The sequence below is a fragment of the Kineosporia succinea genome, assembly GCF_030811555.1.
GTDB classification, from domain to species: Bacteria; Actinomycetota; Actinomycetes; order Actinomycetales; family Kineosporiaceae; genus Kineosporia; species Kineosporia succinea.
On the sequence record NZ_JAUSQZ010000001.1, the window covers coordinates 3,532,708 to 3,553,187 of the forward strand.

At 72.1% G+C, this 20,480-nt stretch carries 16 protein-coding genes; 7 read left to right on the top strand and 9 right to left on the bottom strand.

All coding sequences use genetic code 11. The annotated features are described in order from the left end of the window. Positions 1–65 precede the first annotated feature (65 nt). Together J2S57_RS15510 and J2S57_RS15515 are read left to right on the top strand one after the other, a co-directional pair. Positions 66–1,169, top strand: a complete 1,104-nt coding sequence (locus J2S57_RS15510; RefSeq protein ID WP_307243271.1) for an adenosine deaminase — start codon at positions 66–68, stop codon at positions 1,167–1,169. A gap of 29 nt (positions 1,170–1,198) precedes the next feature. Further along, positions 1,199–3,307, top strand: coding sequence for a tetratricopeptide repeat protein (locus J2S57_RS15515; RefSeq protein ID WP_307243273.1), 2,109 nt, complete (start codon positions 1,199–1,201; stop codon positions 3,305–3,307). 20 nt (positions 3,308–3,327) lie between these two features. Here J2S57_RS15515 and J2S57_RS15520 read toward each other — a convergent pair whose 3' ends face one another. The 3 genes from J2S57_RS15520 to J2S57_RS15530 form a co-directional block, all read right to left on the bottom strand. Continuing rightward, positions 3,328–5,043 (bottom strand): phospho-sugar mutase, encoded by a 1,716-nt coding sequence (locus tag J2S57_RS15520; protein ID WP_307243276.1) that lies wholly within the window; start codon positions 5,041–5,043, stop codon positions 3,328–3,330. A 180-nt stretch (positions 5,044–5,223) separates the two neighbouring features. Next, on the bottom strand, positions 5,224–6,030 hold the full coding sequence (locus J2S57_RS15525; RefSeq protein WP_307243278.1) for a purine-nucleoside phosphorylase: 807 nt from the start codon (positions 6,028–6,030) through the stop codon (positions 5,224–5,226). Between the two features lie 5 nt (positions 6,031–6,035). Next, positions 6,036–6,515, bottom strand: a complete 480-nt coding sequence (locus tag J2S57_RS15530; RefSeq protein WP_307243281.1) for a gamma-glutamylcyclotransferase family protein — start codon at positions 6,513–6,515, stop codon at positions 6,036–6,038. Positions 6,516–6,628: 113 nt separating this feature from the next. On the opposite strand from J2S57_RS15530, the gene J2S57_RS15535 reads away from it, so the two are divergent. Further along, positions 6,629–7,987 carry an NAD(P)H-quinone dehydrogenase gene (locus J2S57_RS15535; RefSeq protein ID WP_307243283.1) on the top strand — a complete coding sequence of 453 codons (1,359 nt, stop codon included), beginning with the start codon at positions 6,629–6,631 and terminating at the stop codon, positions 7,985–7,987. A gap of 82 nt (positions 7,988–8,069) precedes the next feature. Here the strand turns inward: J2S57_RS15535 and J2S57_RS15540 are convergent, their stop codons facing one another. After that, positions 8,070–9,848 carry an acetyl/propionyl/methylcrotonyl-CoA carboxylase subunit alpha gene (locus J2S57_RS15540; protein WP_307243285.1) on the bottom strand — a complete coding sequence of 593 codons (1,779 nt, stop codon included), beginning with the start codon at positions 9,846–9,848 and terminating at the stop codon, positions 8,070–8,072. Positions 9,849–9,994: 146 nt separating this feature from the next. On the opposite strand from J2S57_RS15540, the gene trxA reads away from it, so the two are divergent. Continuing rightward, entirely contained in the window at positions 9,995–10,369 is a 375-nt protein-coding gene (gene trxA / locus J2S57_RS15545; protein ID WP_370882478.1) for a thioredoxin, read from the top strand. 54 nt (positions 10,370–10,423) lie between these two features. On the opposite strand, the gene J2S57_RS15550 is transcribed toward trxA, so the two are convergent. The 5 genes from J2S57_RS15550 to J2S57_RS15570 all read right to left on the bottom strand — a co-directional run bounded on the left by J2S57_RS15550 (position 10,424) and on the right by J2S57_RS15570 (position 17,852). Further along, complete coding sequence (locus tag J2S57_RS15550; RefSeq protein WP_307243290.1) at positions 10,424–12,220, bottom strand: endonuclease/exonuclease/phosphatase family protein; 1,797 nt, start codon at positions 12,218–12,220, stop codon at positions 10,424–10,426. 115 nt (positions 12,221–12,335) lie between these two features. Continuing rightward, positions 12,336–15,017, bottom strand: coding sequence for an EAL domain-containing protein (locus J2S57_RS15555; protein WP_307243292.1), 2,682 nt, complete (start codon positions 15,015–15,017; stop codon positions 12,336–12,338). 119 nt (positions 15,018–15,136) lie between these two features. Further along, positions 15,137–15,817, bottom strand: a complete 681-nt coding sequence (locus tag J2S57_RS15560; RefSeq protein WP_307243295.1) for a Maf family protein — start codon at positions 15,815–15,817, stop codon at positions 15,137–15,139. A gap of 139 nt (positions 15,818–15,956) precedes the next feature. Beyond that, positions 15,957–16,238: an acyl-CoA carboxylase epsilon subunit gene (locus tag J2S57_RS15565; RefSeq protein WP_307243297.1), complete on the bottom strand. Its 282-nt coding sequence runs from the start codon at positions 16,236–16,238 to the stop codon at positions 15,957–15,959. 12 nt (positions 16,239–16,250) lie between these two features. Beyond that, on the bottom strand, positions 16,251–17,852 hold the full coding sequence (locus J2S57_RS15570; RefSeq protein WP_307243299.1) for an acyl-CoA carboxylase subunit beta: 1,602 nt from the start codon (positions 17,850–17,852) through the stop codon (positions 16,251–16,253). 106 nt (positions 17,853–17,958) lie between these two features. Between J2S57_RS15570 and J2S57_RS15575 the strand changes: the two genes are divergently transcribed. The 3 genes from J2S57_RS15575 to J2S57_RS15585 are packed head-to-tail and all read left to right on the top strand — an operon-like array spanning position 17,959 to position 20,410. Continuing rightward, entirely contained in the window at positions 17,959–18,837 is an 879-nt protein-coding gene (locus J2S57_RS15575; protein WP_307243301.1) for a biotin--[acetyl-CoA-carboxylase] ligase, read from the top strand. Positions 18,838–18,844: 7 nt separating this feature from the next. After that, positions 18,845–19,432: a PH domain-containing protein gene (locus J2S57_RS15580; RefSeq protein ID WP_307243303.1), complete on the top strand. Its 588-nt coding sequence runs from the start codon at positions 18,845–18,847 to the stop codon at positions 19,430–19,432. Beyond that, the gene (locus J2S57_RS15585) at positions 19,433–20,410 is read left to right on the top strand and encodes an adenylate/guanylate cyclase domain-containing protein (RefSeq protein WP_307243305.1); all 978 of its coding nucleotides are present in this window, start codon (positions 19,433–19,435) and stop codon (positions 20,408–20,410) included. Positions 20,411–20,480 lie beyond the last annotated feature (70 nt).

Genomic DNA, 20,480 nt, shown 5'->3' on the forward strand with positions numbered 1-20,480 from the left:
ACGATCCAGCGGCAACTGGCTGACGAACGTCCGCCCGACGGGTGCCGGGCAGTAAGCTCCCGCCCGTGACCCGTCCAGATGCCGACACCATTGCCCGGGCTCCGAAGGTCCTGCTGCACGATCATTTGGACGGCGGCCTCAGACCGGGGACGATCATCGCGATCGCGGCCGAGATCGGCCACGAGCTGCCCGCGACCGACGAGGCCGAGCTGCGTGAATGGTTCCGCCGCAGCGCCGACTCGGGGTCCCTGGAGCGCTACCTCGAGACGTTCGTGCACACCGTCGCGGTGATGCAGCGGCGTGACGACCTGGTGCGCGTGGCCCGCGAGGCCGCTCTCGACCTGGCCGCCGACGGCGTGGTCTACGCCGAGATCCGTTACGCCCCCGAGCAGCACCTCGAGGGCGGCCTGACCCTCGACGAGGTGGTCACCGCGGTCGGCGAGGGCCTGGCCGAGGGGGAGAAGGAGGCGGCGTCCGCAGGGACGCCGATCCGCACCGGTCAGCTGGTCACCGCGATGCGCCACGCCGCCCGCAGCCGCGAGATCGCCGAACTGGCCGAACGGCACCGCGAGAACGGCGTGGTCGGTTTCGACATCGCCGGGGCCGAGGCCGGGTTCCCGCCCTCGCGTCACCTCGACGCCTTCGACTACCTGCACGAAGCCAACATGCACGTGACCATCCACGCCGGTGAGGCCTTCGGCCTGCCCAGCATCTGGGAGGCCGTGCAGGTCTGCGGTGCCGACCGGCTCGGTCACGGCGTGCGCATCATGGACGACATCGAGGTCGTCGGTGGCGTCGACTCCTACGGCCGCCCGGCCGCCAAGCTCGGCCGCACCGCCGGCTGGGTGCGCGATAAGCGCATCCCGCTCGAGCTCTGCCCGACCAGCAACGTGCAGACCGGTGCCGCCTCGAGCATCGCCGAGCACCCGATCGGCCTGCTGAAAGACCTGCGGTTCCGGGTCACCCTGAACACCGACAACCGGCTGATGTCCGGCACCACGATGACGCGCGAGATGTCGCTGCTCGTCGAGCAGGCGGGATGGACCCTGGAAGACCTACGATGGGTCACCATAAATGCTCTCAAGAGTGCATTTATCCCGTTCGACGAGAGGCTCGCGCTGATCGACGACGTCGTGAAACCCGGGTACGCCCGGCTGGGCGCAGGCTGAGCAGCCTGAGCAGGCAGGAGGACTGAGCGGTGGCGTACCGGCCGGCCCGCTTCCCGGGATCCCGGCGCGTCCTCGCCGCGGACGCGGTGGGCCGCTACGACCTGCGCCGGACCATGATGGCCCGGCTGCTGGCCTCCAACCCGGCGCTGTCGCTGCTGCTCCTGGTCGGCGACGTCGAGATGGACGAGCTCGACCTCGACCCGCACGCCGGGGCCGAGGCGGTCTCGGCCGCCTTCACGCGCCCCGAGCCGGACGTGCACGGCCTGATCATCGCGGGCAACCTGCTGGTGCACCAGGCCGTGCAGCACCCCCGGTCGAACAGCGGCATGAGCCTCTACGTCCTGGGCGACCTGAAGGCCCGCAACGTCGCGATCAGCGGCCTCGAGCTGGTGGTGCACGGCGAGCTGCGGGTCAGCGAGGTGTTCGCGGGGGCCGGTCCCTCCGGCGGTGCCCGGCTCGACGGTGACGTCAGGGCCAAGCTGCTCGTCTCCGAGGCCTTTCCGATGCTGGTCGGCGGCGGGCTCAAGGCTCCCGTGCTGGAGACCGGCCGCACCCGCATCGGGGTGGTCGAGGGCCAGGGCGTGCGCGAGGCCAAGGGAGAGGTGCCGCCCTCGCTGGTGCTGACCCCGCAGGTGCTCGAGCCCGGTCCGGAGGGCGTGGAGCTGTTCTCCTGGCCCCGGTTCAAGCAGGCCGTGGCCACCAACGTGCACACTCTCAGCCCCGACTACCTGAGCGGCCGCACCAACCTGGAGTCGATGCGCGAGCTGCGCCGGCTCGAGCACGAGATCGAGCAGGTGCTGTCCGAGGGCCGTTACGCGCGTGGCGCCGAGCTGCTGCGCAAGGCCCGGGCCCTGGGCGCGCCCCGCGGTGACACCGGGGTGCAGCTGGCCGACGCGATCTACCGGGTGCACCACGGCACCGGCAGCCGTGAGGCGCTGGCCGAGGCACTCGAGCTGCTCGACGAGACACTCGGTCCCAAGCCCGACGCGGCCGCGGTGATGGCCCACCCGCAGGCCCTGCTGCAGCGCGCGCACATCCTGCTGCTGCTCAAGGAGCACGACGACGAGGCCTTCGACCAGGCCTGGCGCGACTGCAGCCTGGCCGCCGTCACCATGCCCGCGCAGGAGCGGGCCGGGATCGCCGGGCTGATGGGGCAGTGGCTGTTCACCCGGCACCGCTACGACGAGTGTGTGCCCTACCTGCGTCAGGCGCTCGCCGCCGACCCGGAAGACGGTGCGCAGCACGGCCGTCTGGCCCGCGCGCTGTGGATGCTCGACCGTGAGTCCGAGGCCCTGCCGCACGCCACCCGCTCGCTCGAGCTCAACCCCGCCGACAACCGCATGTGGTACGTCCGCGGCAAGTGCCAGCAGGTGCTCGGCGACCCCGAGGACGCCCGGCTCGACCTGGCCACCTACCTGGAGATGCACCCCGACGACGACCTCGCCGTCGAGGCCCTCATCATCATCGACCTCGACGCCGACAACACCGACCAGGCCGTCGAGAGCGCGCTGCAGTTCATCGAGCACTACCCCGACATCGACGGCGCCCCGGCCCGTTTCGGCCGTCTGCTGCACCTGCGGGAGCGCTACGACCTGGCCGTGCCGCTGCTGCGCCGGGCCATGCAGGTGCACCCGGAAGACCAGACGATCGTGCGTGACCTGGCCGTGGCGCTCAGCCAGGCCGGCACCGGTCACGACCAGACCGGGCTGGACACCGCGCTGCGCCGGGTCGAGATCGACTCCGAGGCCGACCACATCGGCTATCTGCGGGCCGAGGTCAACCTGACCCTCGACGACCCGAGCGCGGCCGAGGGCGACCTCGAGGAGTACCTCACCCGGTTCCCCGAGGCGGTGCGGGCGCTGGCCTCACTGGCGAGCATCCGTCTGCTGCAGCTGCGCCCGGCCGAGGCCGAGGCCCTGATCGATCGCGCCCGGTCGATCGCGCCCGACGACCCCTACGTCGAGAGTGTCGCCGACAAGGCCGGTTTCGGCCCGACGATCGACCTGGCGGCCGCCGCCGCGCAGATCGCGCCGAGCGAGCCCACGCAGCTGATGCGCACCGACCGCTCGCCCCGTGAGGGGGAGCAGCCGGGTGTCACCCAGTATTCGTTCCGTGATGCGGGTTTCCGCCGTCCCTAGACGAGGTGGGACGGCGGGTGCTAGATCCCCAGCGCCTGCGAGATGTCGGCCGTGATCCGGGCCAGCCGCTCCGCGGCCACCTGCCGGGCCGCGTCCACACTGCCCTGATCGGCCGGGACCACCACTTCCAGATAGCATTTCAGCTTCGGCTCGGTGCCGCTCGGGCGGATGATCACCCGGTCGCCGTCGGTGGTGCGATAGCGCAGGCCGGGCGTGCCGGGCAGGCCGTCGACCCCCTCGGAGAGGTCCTCGGCCGACTTCAGCGCACTGCCCGCGATGGTCACCGGCGGGTGCTGCGAGATGCGGTCGAGCATGTCCGAGATCTGGCTCAGGTCGTCGACCCGCACCGAGAACTGGTCGGTGGCGTGCAGTCCGTGCCGCCGGGCCAGGTCGTCGAGCGCGTCGAGCAGGGTGCGGCCCTGGGCCTTCAGCTCGGCGGCGTACTCGGCCACGAGCAGGGCGGCGCTGATGCCGTCCTTGTCGCGCACCGAGCCCGGGGCCACGCAGTAGCCGAGGGCCTCCTCGTAGGCGTAGGTCAGCTCGGGCACCCGGGCCAGCCACTTGAAACCGGTGAGGGTCTCGACGTGCCGGGCCCCGTGCGCCGCCGCCACCCGGGCCAGCAGCTGGGACGAGACGATCGAGCAGGCCACGGTTTTCGCGTCTCCGGAGGAACGGGAGAGCAGGTACTCGCCGAGCAGCGCCCCCACCTCGTCGCCCCGCAGCATCTGCCATCCCGAGGCGCCGGGCACGGCCACCGCGCACCGGTCGGCGTCCGGGTCGTTGGCGATGACCAGGTCGGCCCCGCGCTTGCGGGCCGCGGCCAGCGCCAGGTCGAGCGCGCCGGGCTCCTCCGGGTTGGGGAAGCTGACGGTGGGAAAGTCGGGGTCGGGCTCGGCCTGCTCCCGCACCAGGTGCGGCGCGGGAAAACCGGCGGCCGCGAAGGCCTTCACCGCGGTCCCGCCGCCGACGCCGTGCATCGGCGTCAGCACGATGTCGATGTCGCGGGCCGCACCCGGGGTGACCACCCGCACGAGCGAGGCCAGGTACTCGTCGACGATCTCGGGGCCGATGTGCTCCCAGCCGTCGGTGGCCATCGGGACGTCGATGGCCGGCGGGGCGGCGGCGATCTGGTGGGCGATGTGGTCGTCCATCGGGGGGACGATCTGCGCGCCGCTGCCGGGGGAGGAGTCGGCCCGGCCGCCGAGGTAGACCTTGTAACCGTTGTCCTGCGGCGGGTTGTGGCTCGCGGTGACCATGATCCCGGCGTCCGCGTCGAATCGGCGCAGGGCGAAGGCCAGCACCGGTGTCGGCAGCGGGGCGGGCAGCAGTTGGGCCACGCACCCGGCGGCCGTGAGCACCGCGCAGGTGTCGCGGGCGAACACGTCGGAGTCGTGCCGCGCGTCGTAACCGACCACCACCCGGGGTGGTGCGGCCCCGTCGGCCCCGATCGCGGCGTGCAGATGGCCGGCGATGCCGGCGGCGGCGCGGATGACGACAGCCCGGTTCATCCGGTTCGGCCCCGCGCCCAGGGCGCCGCGCAGTCCCGCGGTGCCGAACTGGAGGGAGCCGGAGAAGCGCTGGGCGAGATCGTCGCGCGCAACCTCGTCGACGATGGAGTCGCCGGAGGTCACCAGCTCGATCAGCCGGTCCACCTCGCGCCGGGTACGGGGATCGGGGTCCGCGTCCCGCCAATGGGTCGCTCGGTCGACCAGACCGGCGAGCTCGGTTTCGTCCACACCGGAAACTTACCCGGTCGCCATCCGGTGGATGCGTACCGGACGGTTGTTGTGACCGGAACGGCTGATCTTTCTGCCCCGTACCCCCGCGGACGTGCGTTCGAGGACCCGGGCGACCACAACGTCCTCAAGCCGAAACCGGCCCCGCGCCCACCAGGAGCGCGAGGCCGACCCGGGACGTCAGAGCTTGCGCACGACCTGCGCCAGCATCGCCCCGACGCGCTGCGCCGCGGCCTTGCCCTCGGCGAGCACCTCCTCGTGGCTCAGCGGCGTCTCGCTGATGCCCGCGGCCAGGTTCGTCACCAGCGAGATGCCGAGGATCTCGAGCCCGGCCTCGCGGGCGGCGATCGCCTCGAGCGCCGTGGACATGCCGACCAGGTCGGCGCCGAGCCGCCCGGCCATGCGCACCTCGGCCGGGGTCTCGTACTGCGGGCCGTGGAACTGCGCGTACACACCCTCGGGCAGGTCGGGCTGAACCTCCCGGCAGATCGCGCGCAGCCGCTTCGAGTACAGGTCGGTGAGGTCGACGAAGGTCGCGCCCTCGAGCGGTGTCGCGCCGGTCAGGTTCAGGTGGTCGCTGATCAGCACCGGGGTGCCGGGCTTCCAGTCCGGGTTGAGCCCACCGCAGCCGTTGGTCAGCACGATCGTCGAGCAGCCGGCGGCGGCCGCGGTGCGCACCCCGTGGGCCACGGCGCGCACGCCCTTGCCCTCGTAGTAGTGCGTGCGGCTGCCCAGGACCAGGGCGTGCTTGTCGGTGCCCTCGATGCGCACCGACCGCAGCTGACCCACGTGACCGGGCACCCCGGACAGCGAGAAGCCGGGCACCTCGGTGGCCGGGATCTCGGCGACGGTCTCACCCAGCAGGTCAGCGGCAGGAGCCCAGCCCGAGCCCAGAGTCAGGGCCACGTCGTGCTTCTCGATGCCGGTGAGCTCGGCGAGCCGCTGGGCGGCCTGCGTCGCGAGTTCCTTGGGGGTCAGGTCTGACATGTGATTCACCGCTCGTTCGGGGGGAGGTGCTCAGGGGTGTCGCTCGACTCGCAGGGCCGGGAGCGCAGCTCATGGAGGTAGTCGCTGGGTGCTCCGCCCGCCTCGGCGGCGTTGGCGAGCATGCCCAGGTAGTGCGCGGCGGGAAGGCCACCCTCGTAGGCGTCGAGCACGTGCACCCACGCCACCACGTCACCGTCGAGGGTCTGCACGCGCACGTGGATCTTGCGGGACTGGCCGGTGGCGAGGCCCTCCCACTCGTCCAGGGCCTGCTCGTCGCCCGGCGTCACGTCGTAGACGCTCACGTAGACCTGGGCCGTGGGGTCTTCCACCAGGGTCGCCAGGGCGCCGTCGACCGCGTTCGGCACCTGCGCGAAGGTGAGCCGCCAGCCGGTGACCCAGCCGAACCCGCGCAACGGCGAGTGCGGCGCCCGCAGCGCCATCCGCTCGGGGTCGAGGTTCGCGCCGTAGGCGGCGTAGAGATCCATGGGGGACAGATTAGGGATTCCCGGCTCCCCTCGTGCAAACGCCCGGTGTGCGCGCCGGGTGACTTCTTCGTGCCATCGCGCTGCCTGGACGGGAGTGCGGGACAATGAGCACCGTGAGCGCTAAGACCAGGATTGTCATCGTCGGCGGCGGGCCCGGCGGCTACGAGGCCGCGCTGGTCGCGGCCCAGCTCGGCGCCGACGTCACCGTCGTCGACGAGAACGGCCTGGGCGGCGCCGCCGTCCTCACCGACGTCGTGCCCAGCAAGACGCTCATCGCCACGGCCGAGGTGCTGTCCACGGTCGGGGGTGCCCGTCAGCTCGGCATCCGCGGTCTGGGCCGGGTGCGGGCCGACCTGGGCGCGGTCAACCGCCGGGTCAAGGGGCTGGCCGTCGCGCAGTCCCGCGACATCCAGCGCCGCCTCGAGGCCGAGGGGGTGCGCATCGTGCAGGGCCGGGGCGTGCTCGAGGGCCCGGCCCGGGTGCGTGTGGGCGACAGCGTGATCGAGGCCGACACGTTGCTCGTCTCCACCGGGGCCAGCCCCCGTGAGCTGCCCGACGCCCGTCCCGACGGCGAGCGCGTGCTCAACTGGACCCAGCTGTACGACCTCGAAGACCTGCCCGAGAAGCTGATCGTGGTCGGTTCCGGCGTCACCGGCGCCGAGTTCGCCAGTGCCTACCACGCGCTCGGGGCGCAGGTCGCGCTCGTGTCCAGCCGCGACCGGGTGCTGCCGGGAGAAGACGCCGACGCCGCCGAGGTGCTCGAGCACGTCTTCCGGCGCGGTGGCATGGAGGTGCTGTCGCGTTCGCGCGCGCAGAGCGTCAAGCGTACGGACGCGGGGGTCGTGGTCACGCTGTCCGACGGCCGTACCGTCGAGGGTTCCCACTGCCTGATGGCGGTCGGCGCGGTTCCCAGCACCGCGGGTCTGGGGCTGGAGGAGGCCGGGATCTCGGTGAGCGCCTCGGGGCACATCGAGGTCGACCGGGTCTCCCGCACCACCGCGCGCGGGGTCTACGCGGCCGGCGACTGCACCGGTGTCTTCCCGCTCGCCTCGGTCGCCGCCATGCAGGGGCGCAAGGCGATGTGGCACGCGCTCGGCGACGCGGTCTCGCCCCTGGAACTGCGCCTGGTCTCCTCGAACGTGTTCACCTCACCCGAGATCGCGACCGTCGGCGTCACCCAGACCCAGGTCGACGAGGGCCTGGAGGCGGTCTCGGTGAAGCTGCCGCTGGCCACCAACCCGCGGGCCAAGATGCAGGGCATCCACGACGGTTTCGTGAAGCTGTTCGCCTCGCCGTCGGGCCGGGTGCTGGGCGGCACGGTGGTCGCGCCGCGCGCGTCCGAGCTGATCCACCCGATCACGCTGGCGGTCTCGGCCCGGCTCACGGTCGACGAGGTCGCCGCGGTGTTCACGGTCTACCCGTCGATCTCCGGGTCGGTGGCCGAGGCGGCGCGGCAGCTGCACGTCGGGTGATCCGGCCGGCCGGGCTCGGCGCAGTGTCCGAAACCGGCTCGCGAACTTTCGCCGGGTCGAAATCGCCGGCTGACCGGCGGTCTCAGTCTTTCAGCTCGCAGATCAGCGCTCCCGACGTCACTGTCTGCCCGATCTCGGCGGCCAGGGCCGTCACCGTGCCGGCCTTGTGTGCGGTGAGGGGCTGCTCCATCTTCATCGCCTCGAGCACCACCACCAGGTCACCGGCCTCGACCCGGGCGCCGTCGGCCACCGCGACCTTGACGATCGTGCCCTGCATCGGCGAGGTCAGGGCGTCGCCGCTGACGGCGGTGGCCGTGCGCGTCTTCGCCCGGCGCGGAGCCTTTTTCGGCGCCGTACCCGACGCTGAGCCCAGGCCGGCCGGCAGCACGACCTCGAGGCGCTTGCCGCCCACCTCGACCACGATGCGCTCGCGGGGCGTCTCGTCGTCCGGCGAGGCTGATGAACCGGTCCAGGGCGCGATCGTGTTGTCGAACCCGGTCTCGATCCAGCGGGTGTGCACGCTGAAAGGCTCTGACGTGAAAGCGCTGTCGGCCACCACGGCGCGGTGGAAGGGCAGCACCGTGGGCAGCCCCTCGACGACGAACTCGGCCAGCGCCCGGCGTGAGCGCTCCAGGGCCTGCTGCCGCGTGGCGCCGGTGACGATCAGCTTGGCCAGCATCGAGTCGAAGCCGCCGCCGATCACCGAGCCCGCCACCACGCCGGAGTCCAGGCGCACGCCCGGGCCGGACGGGGCCACGAACGCCGTGACCGTGCCGGGTTGGGGCAGGAACCCGCGCCCCGCGTCCTCACCGTTGATGCGGAACTCGATCGAGTGCCCCCGCACCGGCGGGTCGTCGTACCCCAGGGGCTCGCCGGCGGCGACGCGCAGCTGCTCACGCACCAGGTCGAGGCCCGTGACCTCTTCGGACACCGGATGTTCCACCTGCAGGCGGGTGTTCACCTCGAGGAACGAGATGGTGCCGTCCGGCCCGACCAGGAACTCGCAGGTGCCCGCGCCGACGTAACCGGCCTCGGACAGGATGGCCTTGGACGCGCGGTACAGCTCGGCGTTCTGCTCCGGCGTCAGGAACGGGGCGGGCGCCTCCTCGACCAGCTTCTGGTTGCGCCGCTGCAGCGAGCAGTCCCGGGTGGAGACGACCACGACGTGACCGAAGGAGTCGGCCAGGCACTGGGTCTCGACGTGCCGGGGGTGATCGAGGAAACGTTCGACGAAGCACTCGCCGCGGCCGAAGGCGGCCACGGCCTCGCGGGTGGCCGACTCGAAGAGCTCGGGGATCTCCTCCAGCGTGCGGGCGACCTTCAGGCCGCGACCACCTCCGCCGAAGGCGGCCTTGATCGCCACCGGGAGCCCGTGCTCGCGCGCGAAGGCGACCACCTCGTCCGCACCCTGGACCGGTTCGGACGTGCCGGGCACCAGGGGGGCACCCGCCCGCTGGGCGATGTGCCGGGCCTTGACCTTGTCGCCGAGGGCGTCGATCGCCGAGGGCGGGGGACCGATCCAGGTCAGCCCGGCGGCCAGCACGGCGGTGGCGAAGTCGGCGTTCTCGGCCAGGAAGCCGTAGCCCGGGTGCACCGCGTCGGCACCGCTGCGGGCGGCGACGTCGAGCAGCTTGTCGACCACCAGGTACGACTCGGCGGCGGTGGTGCCCTCCAGGGAGTACGCCTCGTCGGCCACGGTGACGTGCACCGCGTCGCGATCGGGGGCGGCGTAGACCGCCACCGAGGCGATGCCGGCGTCCCGGCAGGCCCGGGCGATCCGCACGGCGATCTCGCCCCGATTGGCGATGAGGACCTTGCTGATGGTCCGGCCGGGGCCGGGCATCGAAGACGGCGTCGTCATCTCGCTCCTCTCCTCGTCGGGGACAGTATCCCCGCGTCCTGCCCGCCGGGGACGGCAGAGTGTGGCGCCCGACACGTCAGGTCTACCGCTCGTCCACCGTCGGGGGCCAGAGGGAATCGTGCGGAGGCCACGTCGGTTGACCAGGCGTGGCTACTTTGACGATGACCCAGCAGAACCACGACGAGACGGTCAAGGACGGGATCGTCCTGATCGACTTCTGGGCCTCCTGGTGCGGGCCGTGCCGGCAGTTCGGCCCGATCTTCGAGAAGGCCTCGGACAGCAACGGCGACGCCACGTTCGCCAAGGTCGACACCGAGGACCAGCAGGAACTCGCCGCGCAGTACGGCGTGACCTCGATCCCGACGCTGGTGGTCTACCGCGACGGCATCCCGGTGTTCGGCCAGCCCGGCGCCCTGCCGGAGGCGGCGCTCACCAACATCCTCGAGCAGGTCCGCGCGCTCGACATGGACGAGGTGCGCACCCAGTACGAGGCCCAGCTGAAGGAAGCCGGTCGCAACTGACCTCCCCGGAACGACGGCCGGCGGGCTGATCCAGCCCGTCGGCGCCTCCCGGGCTCAGCCGGCCGGTATCTCCAGGGACGCTACGAGCGCCCGGTGCGAGCTGCCCCCGATGTTCACCGTCGCGGCCGCGCTCACACCGATCCTGGTGTCCACCAGCAGATGGTCGGCCGGGGTGACCGGCAGCGGCGACCACGACGGCCAGGTCGGGCGCAGCCCCTTGCCCGCCACGTCCGCGGCGTCTTCCCAGCCCGCCTTCTCGAACATCCGGTAGGCCGGCTGCCACGGCGACAGGTTGAGGTTGCCGACCAGGAACGACCCGGTCTCGGCGCCCTCCACCTTCTGCTGCGAGAGCTTGGTCAGGTCCGAGCGCCAGTCCCGGCCGGGCAGCAGCGCACCCCCGGCCATCTGGGCGACGGTCAGGCCGACCTTCGCGTCCTTCACCTCCAGCACACCGCTCACGGCGGGCTTGGCGAAGCCGTCGACCGCCTTCAGGTCGGTGATCTGCAGGCGGCTCCACACCCCGACCCCGTCGGTCTGGCTGCCGGTGACGTCTGCCCACAGCGGGGGTGCGACCCGGCCCAGACCGGCCGTGCTCAGGTCGTGCGCCAGGGCCGTGCTCAGGCCGGTGACGACCACCACGTCGGCGGCGTACGAGTTGACCGCTGCCACCACGTCCTCCGCGTCGGCCTGCCCGTGGGCACCGTCGACGGTCATGACGCGCACGGTGGCCGTGGTCCCGGCGGGGACGTCACGCGACGAGGCGTAGCCCGCCACCATCGCCCAGGGCAGCAGGGCGGCGACGGCCGCGATCCCGGTGGAGACGAAGTGCTTGCCGCCCACGCCGATCGCGATCACCGGCAGGGCGCAGATGGTGACGAGGGGCACCAGGCCGGCGGGCACGGTGACGAACGGGGAGGCCGAGTCGACGAACATCGTGGCGGTCCACAGCCCCAGGAGCAGGGCGATCGCGGTCAGCCAGAGGCCGACGTGGCGGCGCCGACGGGGATTGGTGGGGCGGTCGGGTTCGTCGTGGTCGTCCTCGTGCTCGTCGTCGAGCTCGTCGGCGGGGAAGCGGGGGGCGCGTCCTGACGCGGGTGCGGCGGCCGATCTCGTGGGGGGCCCGGCCGATGAGGGACGCCCCGGGGCACCGAGCAGTGCCTCGGCATCCCGTTCCGGGGTGGCCCGGGCGGTGCGGTCTGCGCGGTCGTTCCGGTCTGCGCGGTCGTTCCGGTCGGTTCGGTCGTTCCGGTCGGTTCGGTCCACGGGCAGGCTGCCGGTGGGGCGGGCCGGGAAGCGTTCTTCCAGCGGGCCCCGCTCGGGGCGGCGGCCGGCGTTGCCGTCCGGTTCGGGGTCGTCCCAGGGGGCCGGTGCCTTGGGACGGTCCGGGGCCCCGGTGCCGACGGCGCCAGGCGGGCGGTGGCCGGGGGAGTTCGGGGTCACGGGGGTGCCCGGGTCGCCGGGACCGGTGGGAGAACCCGGGGCGGACGGGGTTCCGCGGCCCGCGGGGTTGTTGCCCAGCCGGTCGGACACGTTGGGACGCCCTCGGCGGCGGCCGACGCTGCCGGGCTGGTCGAACCAGTTGCCGGGCCGGTTGCTCTGCTGGTCGCCCGGTTGGCCGCCTTGCTGCCGGCCGGTCGGCTGGGGGCCGGTGCGGTGTGGCTGGGGACCGGTGTGATGGGTCGGCTGCGGCCCGGTGGCCGGGCGGACCGGCTGCTCGCCGGTGCCGTAGTGGGGCTGGGGGCCGGTGTGCGACGAGTACTGAGGGTGTTCACCGGTGCCGGGTGAGCCCTGCGGATGCTGCGGCTGCTCGCCGGTGAGGGCGCGTTCGGCGGCTTCACGCTCCGCACGCAACTCGCGACGCGTCTTGGGGGGATGGGGGGCGTTGCCGCTGTCCTGCCCGCGGCTTGACCCGCGATCTGAGGAGCGGCCGTCCATGGCGAACCAACTTATCCCACGCCCCTGGGGATCATGGAAGCCGCGGGTGCTCCGCCGACAGTGCGGGTACTGCGCGTAACCGGACGAGGAACTCCGGCGCCGGCATCGCACCCCCGTAGAGCAGGCCCTGACCGAAGTCGCAGCCGAGCTCGGCGAGCTGCCGGGCGGTCGAGACGTCTTCGATGCCCTCGGCCACCACCCGGGCCTTCAGATCGTGGGCCATCCGGATGGTGTGCGACACGATCGTCACGGTGTTCTTCCGGGCCATGTCCGCCACGAAGGCCTGGTCGATCTTCACCTCGTCGACCTCCAGCTGCCGCAGGTACGACAGCGACGAGTACCCGGTGCCGAAGTCGTCGATCGACACCGAGAGCCCGTCCGCCCGCCAGCGCCGCAGCAGCTCGGACGCGGTTTCCGGATCGGTCATCAGCGACTGCTCGGTGATCTCCACCCGTAGCGCCTCGGCCGGCAGCGACTGCCGGTGCAGCGCCGCCCAGACCCGGCCGGGCAGCTCCTCGTCCCGCAGGTCGTCGGGGCTCAGGTTCACGCTCACCGGGATCCGGTAGCCCTCGCGCCACCACGACGCGCAGGCCGCGAGCGCCCGCTCGAGCACCAGGGCGGTCATCGGCTTGGCCAGACCGGTGTGCTCGGCCAGCGGCAGGAAGGCGGCGGGCAGCAGCACCCCGTCGTGCGGGTGACGCCAGCGGGCCAGGGCCTCGGCGCCGATGATCCGGCCGGTGCGCAGATCGACCTGGGGCTGGACGTGCACCTCGATGTCGCCGCGGGCCAGGGCCTGACGCAGCTCGCCGGTGCGGCGCAGGCGCTCGCTGCCGTCGTCGCCGGCCGGGTCGTAGAGGGCCTGCCCGGTGCGGGTGCGCTGGGCCTGGTGCAGGGCCACGTCGGCGCGGCGCAGCAGATCGGCCTGGGCGTCGGTGCCGACCGCGGCGCCCGGGCCGGCCGTGCTCGCGATCCCGATGCTGGCCGCCACGTGCAGCCGTGACCCGCCGACGTCGAAGGGCCGCAGCAGCGCCTCCTGCAGCCGGGTCGCGATCAGCTGGGCCTCGTGCGGCCCGGCGCCCGGCAGCAGCACGGCGAACTCGTCGCTGCCCAGCCGGGCGAGCATCTGCCCGGGCCGCAGTGTGCCGCGCAGCCGGGCGCCGACGGCGGTGAGCAGGCGGTCGCCGGTCTGGTGCCCGAGGGCCTCGTTGACGTCCTTGAAGTTGTCCAGGTCGACGAGCAGCAGCCCGGTGCCCGCCCGGCCGGGCGCCGTGCCGCCGGTGATCGGGCCGGCCAGCGCCTCGGCGAGGGCCCGGCGGTCGGCCAGACCGGTCAGTGCGTCGGTGTGCCAGCTTCCGGTGGCCAGGCCCTGCGCCCGGTCGGCCCGCAGCACCTCGCGGGTGCGGAAGACGGCCGCCACCAGGCAGACCAGGGCGATCCCGGCCCCGATCCGCGGGGCTCCGGGCACCACCAGCGACACCGCCACGAGCACGGCGCAGCCGGTCACGACGAGCATGGCCGGGCCGTCACCCCGGGGGCCGGGCAGCAGCCGGGCCAGGTGGCAGACGCGGACCACCCGGGTCGAGCGGGCCCCGCCCGGCCCGGCGGCGGCGCCCCAGCCCACGGTGGCGTGCCCGAGCAGGGCCAGCAGCCCGGCCCCGACCGGCGCCGACGAGTGCGGGGTGAGGGCCGTGACCAGCGCCGGGCCGCCGCTCACCCGGAAGCTCAGCAGGTCGGCGACCGTGACGGCGATCAGGCCCACCGCCAGCCAGTGCAGCTGCGAGCGCAGGGGACGGCTCGTCGCGGCCATCGTCGTGACCGCGAGCACGAAGATCACCACGTCGACGAGCAGCGGCAGCCAGGAGAACACGCTGCCGCCCAGTGCGTCGCCGGTGCGGTAGGTCAGCACCAGCTCGAGCGCGACCACGCCGAACGCGGTGGCGCCGGCGACGACCACGACGGCGTCGAGACCGTCGCCGCTGGCCCAGCGTGGTGAGCGGGCGCGCAGCAGCATGAGCACGCCCGTCACCTGCCCGATGCGGCCGAGCGTGACGGCGGCCAGGACCGGGCCCGGGTGCTCGGTGCCGGTCGAGGCCCACCAGGCCACGGCCACCGCCATCGCGGCGTAGGCGGCGCCGAGCACCCACCAGGCCTGGGACACGATCGGCGAGACCACTTCGCCGCGGGCGCTGCGCAGCAGGGACAGGGCGGTGCAGAGCAGCACGAACGGACCCGCGACAGCCAGCGAGGTGCGGGCGTCGGGCGGGGTGAGGGGCATGACCCCGGCGATCACCGCGATGATCACGGCGACCTGGGCGAGCGAGATGAGCAGGCCCCAGGGACGGGACGTCGCGGCCGGGGGCTCGGACGGCCCGGCCGTGGGGCGGGGGGCTGCGGAGGGGGCACGGCGCACCGGCTGAGGAAGGTCGGTGCTGGTCGCGTTCGTCACCGGACCGGCCAGAAATGTCTCCCCATCGGGCACATCGTCGCGCTCAGTGACATCGGTGTCAGCCGGCTTTCGCGGTGGGCCGGGCGTGGCGGGCAGGTTCGGCGGCTTGGTCGCGCTCTGCGCACCCAGTCGCTCCGGTGCGGTCGGGATCATCGCCACGATGTCGATAACTGCGTCGCGACCAGCAGTTTCGGCGTCAGAATGGGGCTGGTCGCGACGGGCGGGCGCGACGACGGCACGCCTGTCGCTCTGCCTGGACACGCCCATGCCACCAGTGTTGGCCCTGTGGACGACACCGGCAACCGAAACGGTCGGATGCCATCAAGCGGTGTCACATGCGAATATTAGCCACGCTGAGTGATCTCAGCGTGGCTCGTGGGTGCGGGTCAGGAGCGAGGCGTCCAGAGCGACGGCCAGGACACGCCCAGTTCCTTCGTCAGGTCGCGCAGCAGCGGCAGCGACACCCCGACCACACCGTGGTAGTCGCCCTCGATGCCGCTGACGAACGCGCCGCCGATTCCGTCCACCGTGAAGGCCCCCGCCACCGCGAGCGGTTCGCCGGTGGCCACGTAGGCCTCGATCTCGGCGTCGGTGAGCTTGGCGAAGTGCACGGTGGTCACCGAGACCGCGCCCAGCGTTCCACCGGTGCCGCCCTCGTCCTCGTCGCGCAGGTCGACGAGCCAGTGCCCGGTGCACAGCTTGCCGCTGCGACCGCGCATCTCCTTCCAGCGCCGCGTCGCGTCCGCCGCGTCGGCCGGCTTGCCCAGGGCGACCCCGTCCAGGTCGAGAACCGAGTCGCAGCCGAGCACCAGGCTGGGGGCGGGGACGCTGTCGTCGTCCTCGTCGGAGTCGTACCACTCCCGCTGCTGGGCGGCGGCCACGTCTTCGGCCTTGGCCCGGGCCAGCAGCAGCGAGACGTCTTCCGGATCGGTGACCCCGGTGCGCTCGAGCACCGCCGGCTCGTCGACCGTCGACACCCGCACCGACGGCTCGATCCCGGCCGCCCGCAGCGTGGCCAGCCGGGCGGGGGAGGCAGAGGCGAGGGTCAGGGGGATATGAGTGCTCACGGCGGACAAGTGAAGCAGGTGCCCCCGGCCCCCACCCCACCCGGCGCGCTCGGCCCGGCGAGGAGGCGCCTGTGGAGGTGAGGTCGCACCGGAAAGGTTCACCACGACCGGGGCGGGTGAAACGGGCGAGTGGCGCCGACTACCGGGCGAACCCGGAGGCCCGCCAGGCACCCGGCCCGGGTGACAAGGGCCGGCGCACCAGGGCCGAACGATCGCGCCAACCCGACCGGGGCGTCCGCCCGTGAGCCGTGAGAGCAGGAGCCCCCGCAGCGTCACCCGCCGAAGCCACCCCGGCGTCCCGCACCGCCCCGAGTGCGGCCACCAGAGCCGCGACCTCTTCTGCCGTCGCGTCACCCCGCACGAGCCGCAGAACCGGCGCCGTCACGTCGCTCGTCCCGGTCACGTCGCCCCGCTCAGCCATCGAAAACCCCCGTCACAACGGGATATTACCGTGCTTCTTGGGCAGCGTCGGCTCTCGTTTGGTGCGCAGTGCCCGCAATGAGCGCACGACGTGTTCCCGTGTGCGCCCGGGCTGGATCACCGCGTCGACGTACCCTCGCTCGGCCGCGACGTAGGGGTTGGCCAGCGTGTCCTCGTAGTCGGTGACGAACGACTGCCGGGCCTCCTCGACGTCACCGCCCTCGCTCATCACCCGCTTGATCTCGTTGCGGTACAGGATGTTCACCGCTCCCTGTGCCCCCATCACCGCGATCTGCGCCGTGGGCCAGGCCAGGTTGATGTCGGCGCCCAGGTGCTTGGAGCCCATCACGTCGTACGCCCCGCCGTAGGCCTTGCGCGTGATCACCGTGACCAGCGGCACCGTGGCCTCGGCGTAGGCGTAGATCAGCTTGGCCCCGCGCCGGATGATGCCGTTCCACTCCTGGTCGGTGCCGGGCAGGAAGCCGGGCACGTCGACCAGCGTGAGCACGGGGATGTTGAACGCGTCGCAGGTGCGCACGAAGCGGGCGGCCTTCTCCGAGGCGTTGATGTCGAGGCAGCCCGCGAACTGCATCGGCTGGTTCGCCACCACGCCGACCGGAGCGCCCTCGACCCGGCCGAACCCGACCACGATGTTCGGCGCGAACAGGGCGTGCACCTCGAGGAACTCGCCGTCGTCGAGCAGGTGCGTGATCACCGTGTGCATGTCGTAGGGCTGGTTCGGCGAGTCCGGGACGAACGCGTCCAGCTCGTCGTCGACCTCGAACGAGTCCTGGGCGGAACCGAGCACGGGAGGGTCGGACAGGTTGTTGTCGGGCAGGTACGACACCAGCGCCCGCACGTACTCCAGGGCGTCGGGCTCGTCGGTGCCCAGGTAGTGCGCGTTGCCCGAGAGCGTGTTGTGGGTGCGTGCCCCGCCGAGCTCCTCGAACGTGACTTCTTCACCCGTGACCGTGCGGATCACGTCGGGCCCGGTGATGAACATGTGCGACGTCTGGTCGACCATGACCACGAAGTCGGTGAGCGCCGGCCCGTACACGTGACCGCCCGCGGCCGCCCCCATGATCAGCGAGATCTGCGGGATCACGCCGGACGCGCGCACGTGGTTCGCGAAGATCTCGCCGTAGAGCCCGAGCGACACCACACCCTCCTGGATGCGCGCGCCCCCGCCCTCGTTGATGCCGATCAGCGGCACGCCGGTGCGCACGGCCATCTGCTGCACCTTGACGATCTTCTCGCCGTAGACCTCACCCAGCGAACCGCCGAAAACCGTTACGTCCTGGCTGAACACGCAGACCTGGCGGCCGTCGATCGTGCCGTGGCCGGTGATCACCCCGTCGCCGTAGGGCCGGTTGCGCTCGACCCCGAACGCCGTGGACCGGTGCCGGGCCAGCTCGTCGAGCTCCACGAACGAGCCTTCGTCGAGCAGAGCGAGAAGTCGCTCGCGTGCGGTCTGCTTGCCCTTCGCGTGCTGCTTCTCCACGGCCCGCGCCGACCCGGCGTGCACCGCCTCGTCGACCCGGCGGTGGAAGTCGGCCAGCTTGCCGGCCGTGGTGTGAACATCAGGCCCAACAGGTTCAGGAACCGCGTCTGCCATCACTCACTCCTCGCCGACTGAGAGGAGACCGACTCTAGCCGTCACCCCCGACCACCACCCCGGCCCGGATCGGGACGCAGATCACACCCGGCCTATCCTGGCGGGCATGCAGCCAGGTGAGGATTTAGCGCAGGGCACCCCGTGGGCCGACCTCGACCGGCCGCCCCTGCGGCAGTCCACGCTCCGGGCCGCGCTCACCGGGCCCGAGAAGCACTGGCGCACGCTCGACGTCGTCGCGCAGACCGGATCCACCAATGCCGACCTGCTCGAACGGGCCCGGCAGGGAGAGCCGCACGGAGCCGTCCTGGTCGCCGACAGCCAGAGCGCGGGCCGGGGCCGGCTGGGCCGCGAGTGGGTGAGCCCTCCTCGCAGCGGCCTGGCCGTTTCCGTGCTGGTCCGCCCCCAGGTCTCCAAGGACCACTGGGGCTGGCTCAGCCTCCTCACCGGTGTCGTCGTCACCGACGCCCTGATCCGCGTCTGCGGCCTCCCCGCCACGCTCAAGTGGCCCAACGACGTCCTCCTGCCCGCGACGCCGAAAGCCCGGAAGAACGGCTACGCGGGCGACCACCTCAAGGTCGCGGGCATCCTCGCCGAAGCGACCGGCGATGCGGTCGTCATCGGGATCGGACTCAACGTGACCCAAACGCGGGAAGAGCTCCCCGTGCCGACCGCGACGTCCCTCGTTCTCGAAGGTTCGGCCACCACCGACCGCGACACCGTGTTGCGCGCGGTGCTCAGGGCACTGGCCCGGCGTCTGGAGGAGTTCGAGGAGAACGGCCCCGCCGGAACGGCTGCCACCTACCGTGAACGCTGCTCCACCATCGGTCGTGACGTTCGCGCCGAGCTGCCCGGGGGCGTCAGCCGCACCGGCACGGCCGACGGGGTGGACGACCACGGCCGTCTCCTGCTTCTGACACCGGACGGTGCCTGTTCACCTCTCTCAGCAGCAGACGTGGTGCACATCCGCAACCCGGAAACGGCATGATCTGGGCATGGGTTTCCCGACGCGTCTGCTGGCCGAGGACGAACAGCTCGTTCTCGTGCTCCGCCGCCACATCAAGGTCATGGCCTGGCCGATCCTGCTGTTCATCCTCCTGCTCGCCCTGATCGGCGCGACGTTCCTGCTGGGGCAGCCGATCGTCACGATCATCGCCGCTGGCGTGGGCCTGCTCATCGCCCTCAAATGGGTGTTCTGGCCGTTCATGGTGTGGTGGAACGAGATCTACGTGATCACCACCAAGCGGCTGATCCTGCGTCGTGGTGTGCTCAACCGCTCCGGTCACGACATGCCCCTGACCCGGCTCAACGACGTCTCGTTCGAGCACGGGCTGATCGACCGGATGTTCGGCTGCGGCAGTCTCATGGTCGAGACCGCCAGCGAGTCCGGTCAGCTGATCCTCACCGACATCCCGAAGGTCGAGCTGGTGCAGCGCACGCTGCACGAACTCGCCGACGACGCACGCGGTTACGACGGGCGCCCCCTCGACGACTCGATCGCCCGCGACCTCGACGAGGCCTTCGGCGACGAGTACCGCGGCCCGGCCACGGCCGACACACCGGAAGACCATGGACGCCACTAAATGACCTATCGGGACAAGTTCACCTCGGAACTGCTGGGCGGCCCCTGGACGCTGCGCAGACGAGAGGTGGCCAAGCGCGTCGGCGTCTCGTTGCTGTCGGCGCGCAAGCTGTGGCGGGCACTGGGTTTTCCCGGGGTCGACGACGAGGAGGTGGCGTTCAACGACACCGACCGTCAGGCCCTCGAGCGGTTCGTGGGGCTGGTGCGGCACGACCTGATCGACGAGGAGACCGCGATCGCCTGCGCCCGCGCCCTGGGCCAGACCACCGATCGTCTGGTCGCCTGGCAGATCGAGGCGATGCTCGAGTTCCTCGCCGAACGCAGTCCCAGCGGTGTCCCGGAAGACCCGGTGAAGCTGATCGAGCAGCTCACCCCCGAACTCGAAGAACTGCTGCTCTACTCGTTCCGGCGTTCGCTGGTGGCCGCGATCGGGCGTTTCGACGCCTCGTCGGGCCGGCCCGCGGACGCCGTGACGGTGTGTTTCGCGGACCTCGTCTCGTACACGCGTCTCTCGCGTCGCCTCCCGCGCCGTGAACTCTCCCGTCTCGTCCAGCGCTTCGAGGGGCTCGCGTCCGACGTGGTCACCGCGGGCGGTGGACGCGTGATCAAGACGGTGGGCGACGAGGTCCTGTTCATCGCACCGGAGGCGCGCACCGGCGCTCTGATCGCGCTGTCGATCTCGGCGCGGATGGCCGACGACGACGTGGTGCCCGACGTCCGGGTCGGCATGGTGCACGGCCCGGTGCTGCGCAGTCTGGGCGACGTCTACGGCACCACCGTGAACCTCGCGAGCCGTCTCACGTCACTTGCGGAACCCGGAACGGTCGTCACCGATCCGGGCACCGCCAAGGCTCTGGAAGATCATCCGGGCATCGAGCTGGTCGCCCAGCGTCCGCGGCTGGTGCGCGGGTTCGGGCAGGTTCAGCCGTTGCTGGTGGCGCCGATGGGGATCAGCGACGAACTGATCACGGTCGACTGATCCCGAAACGGACGCGGGTGGTCACCACCCGCTGGAAAGGTCCGTCCCGGTGTGGTCGGCTGCTGACCAC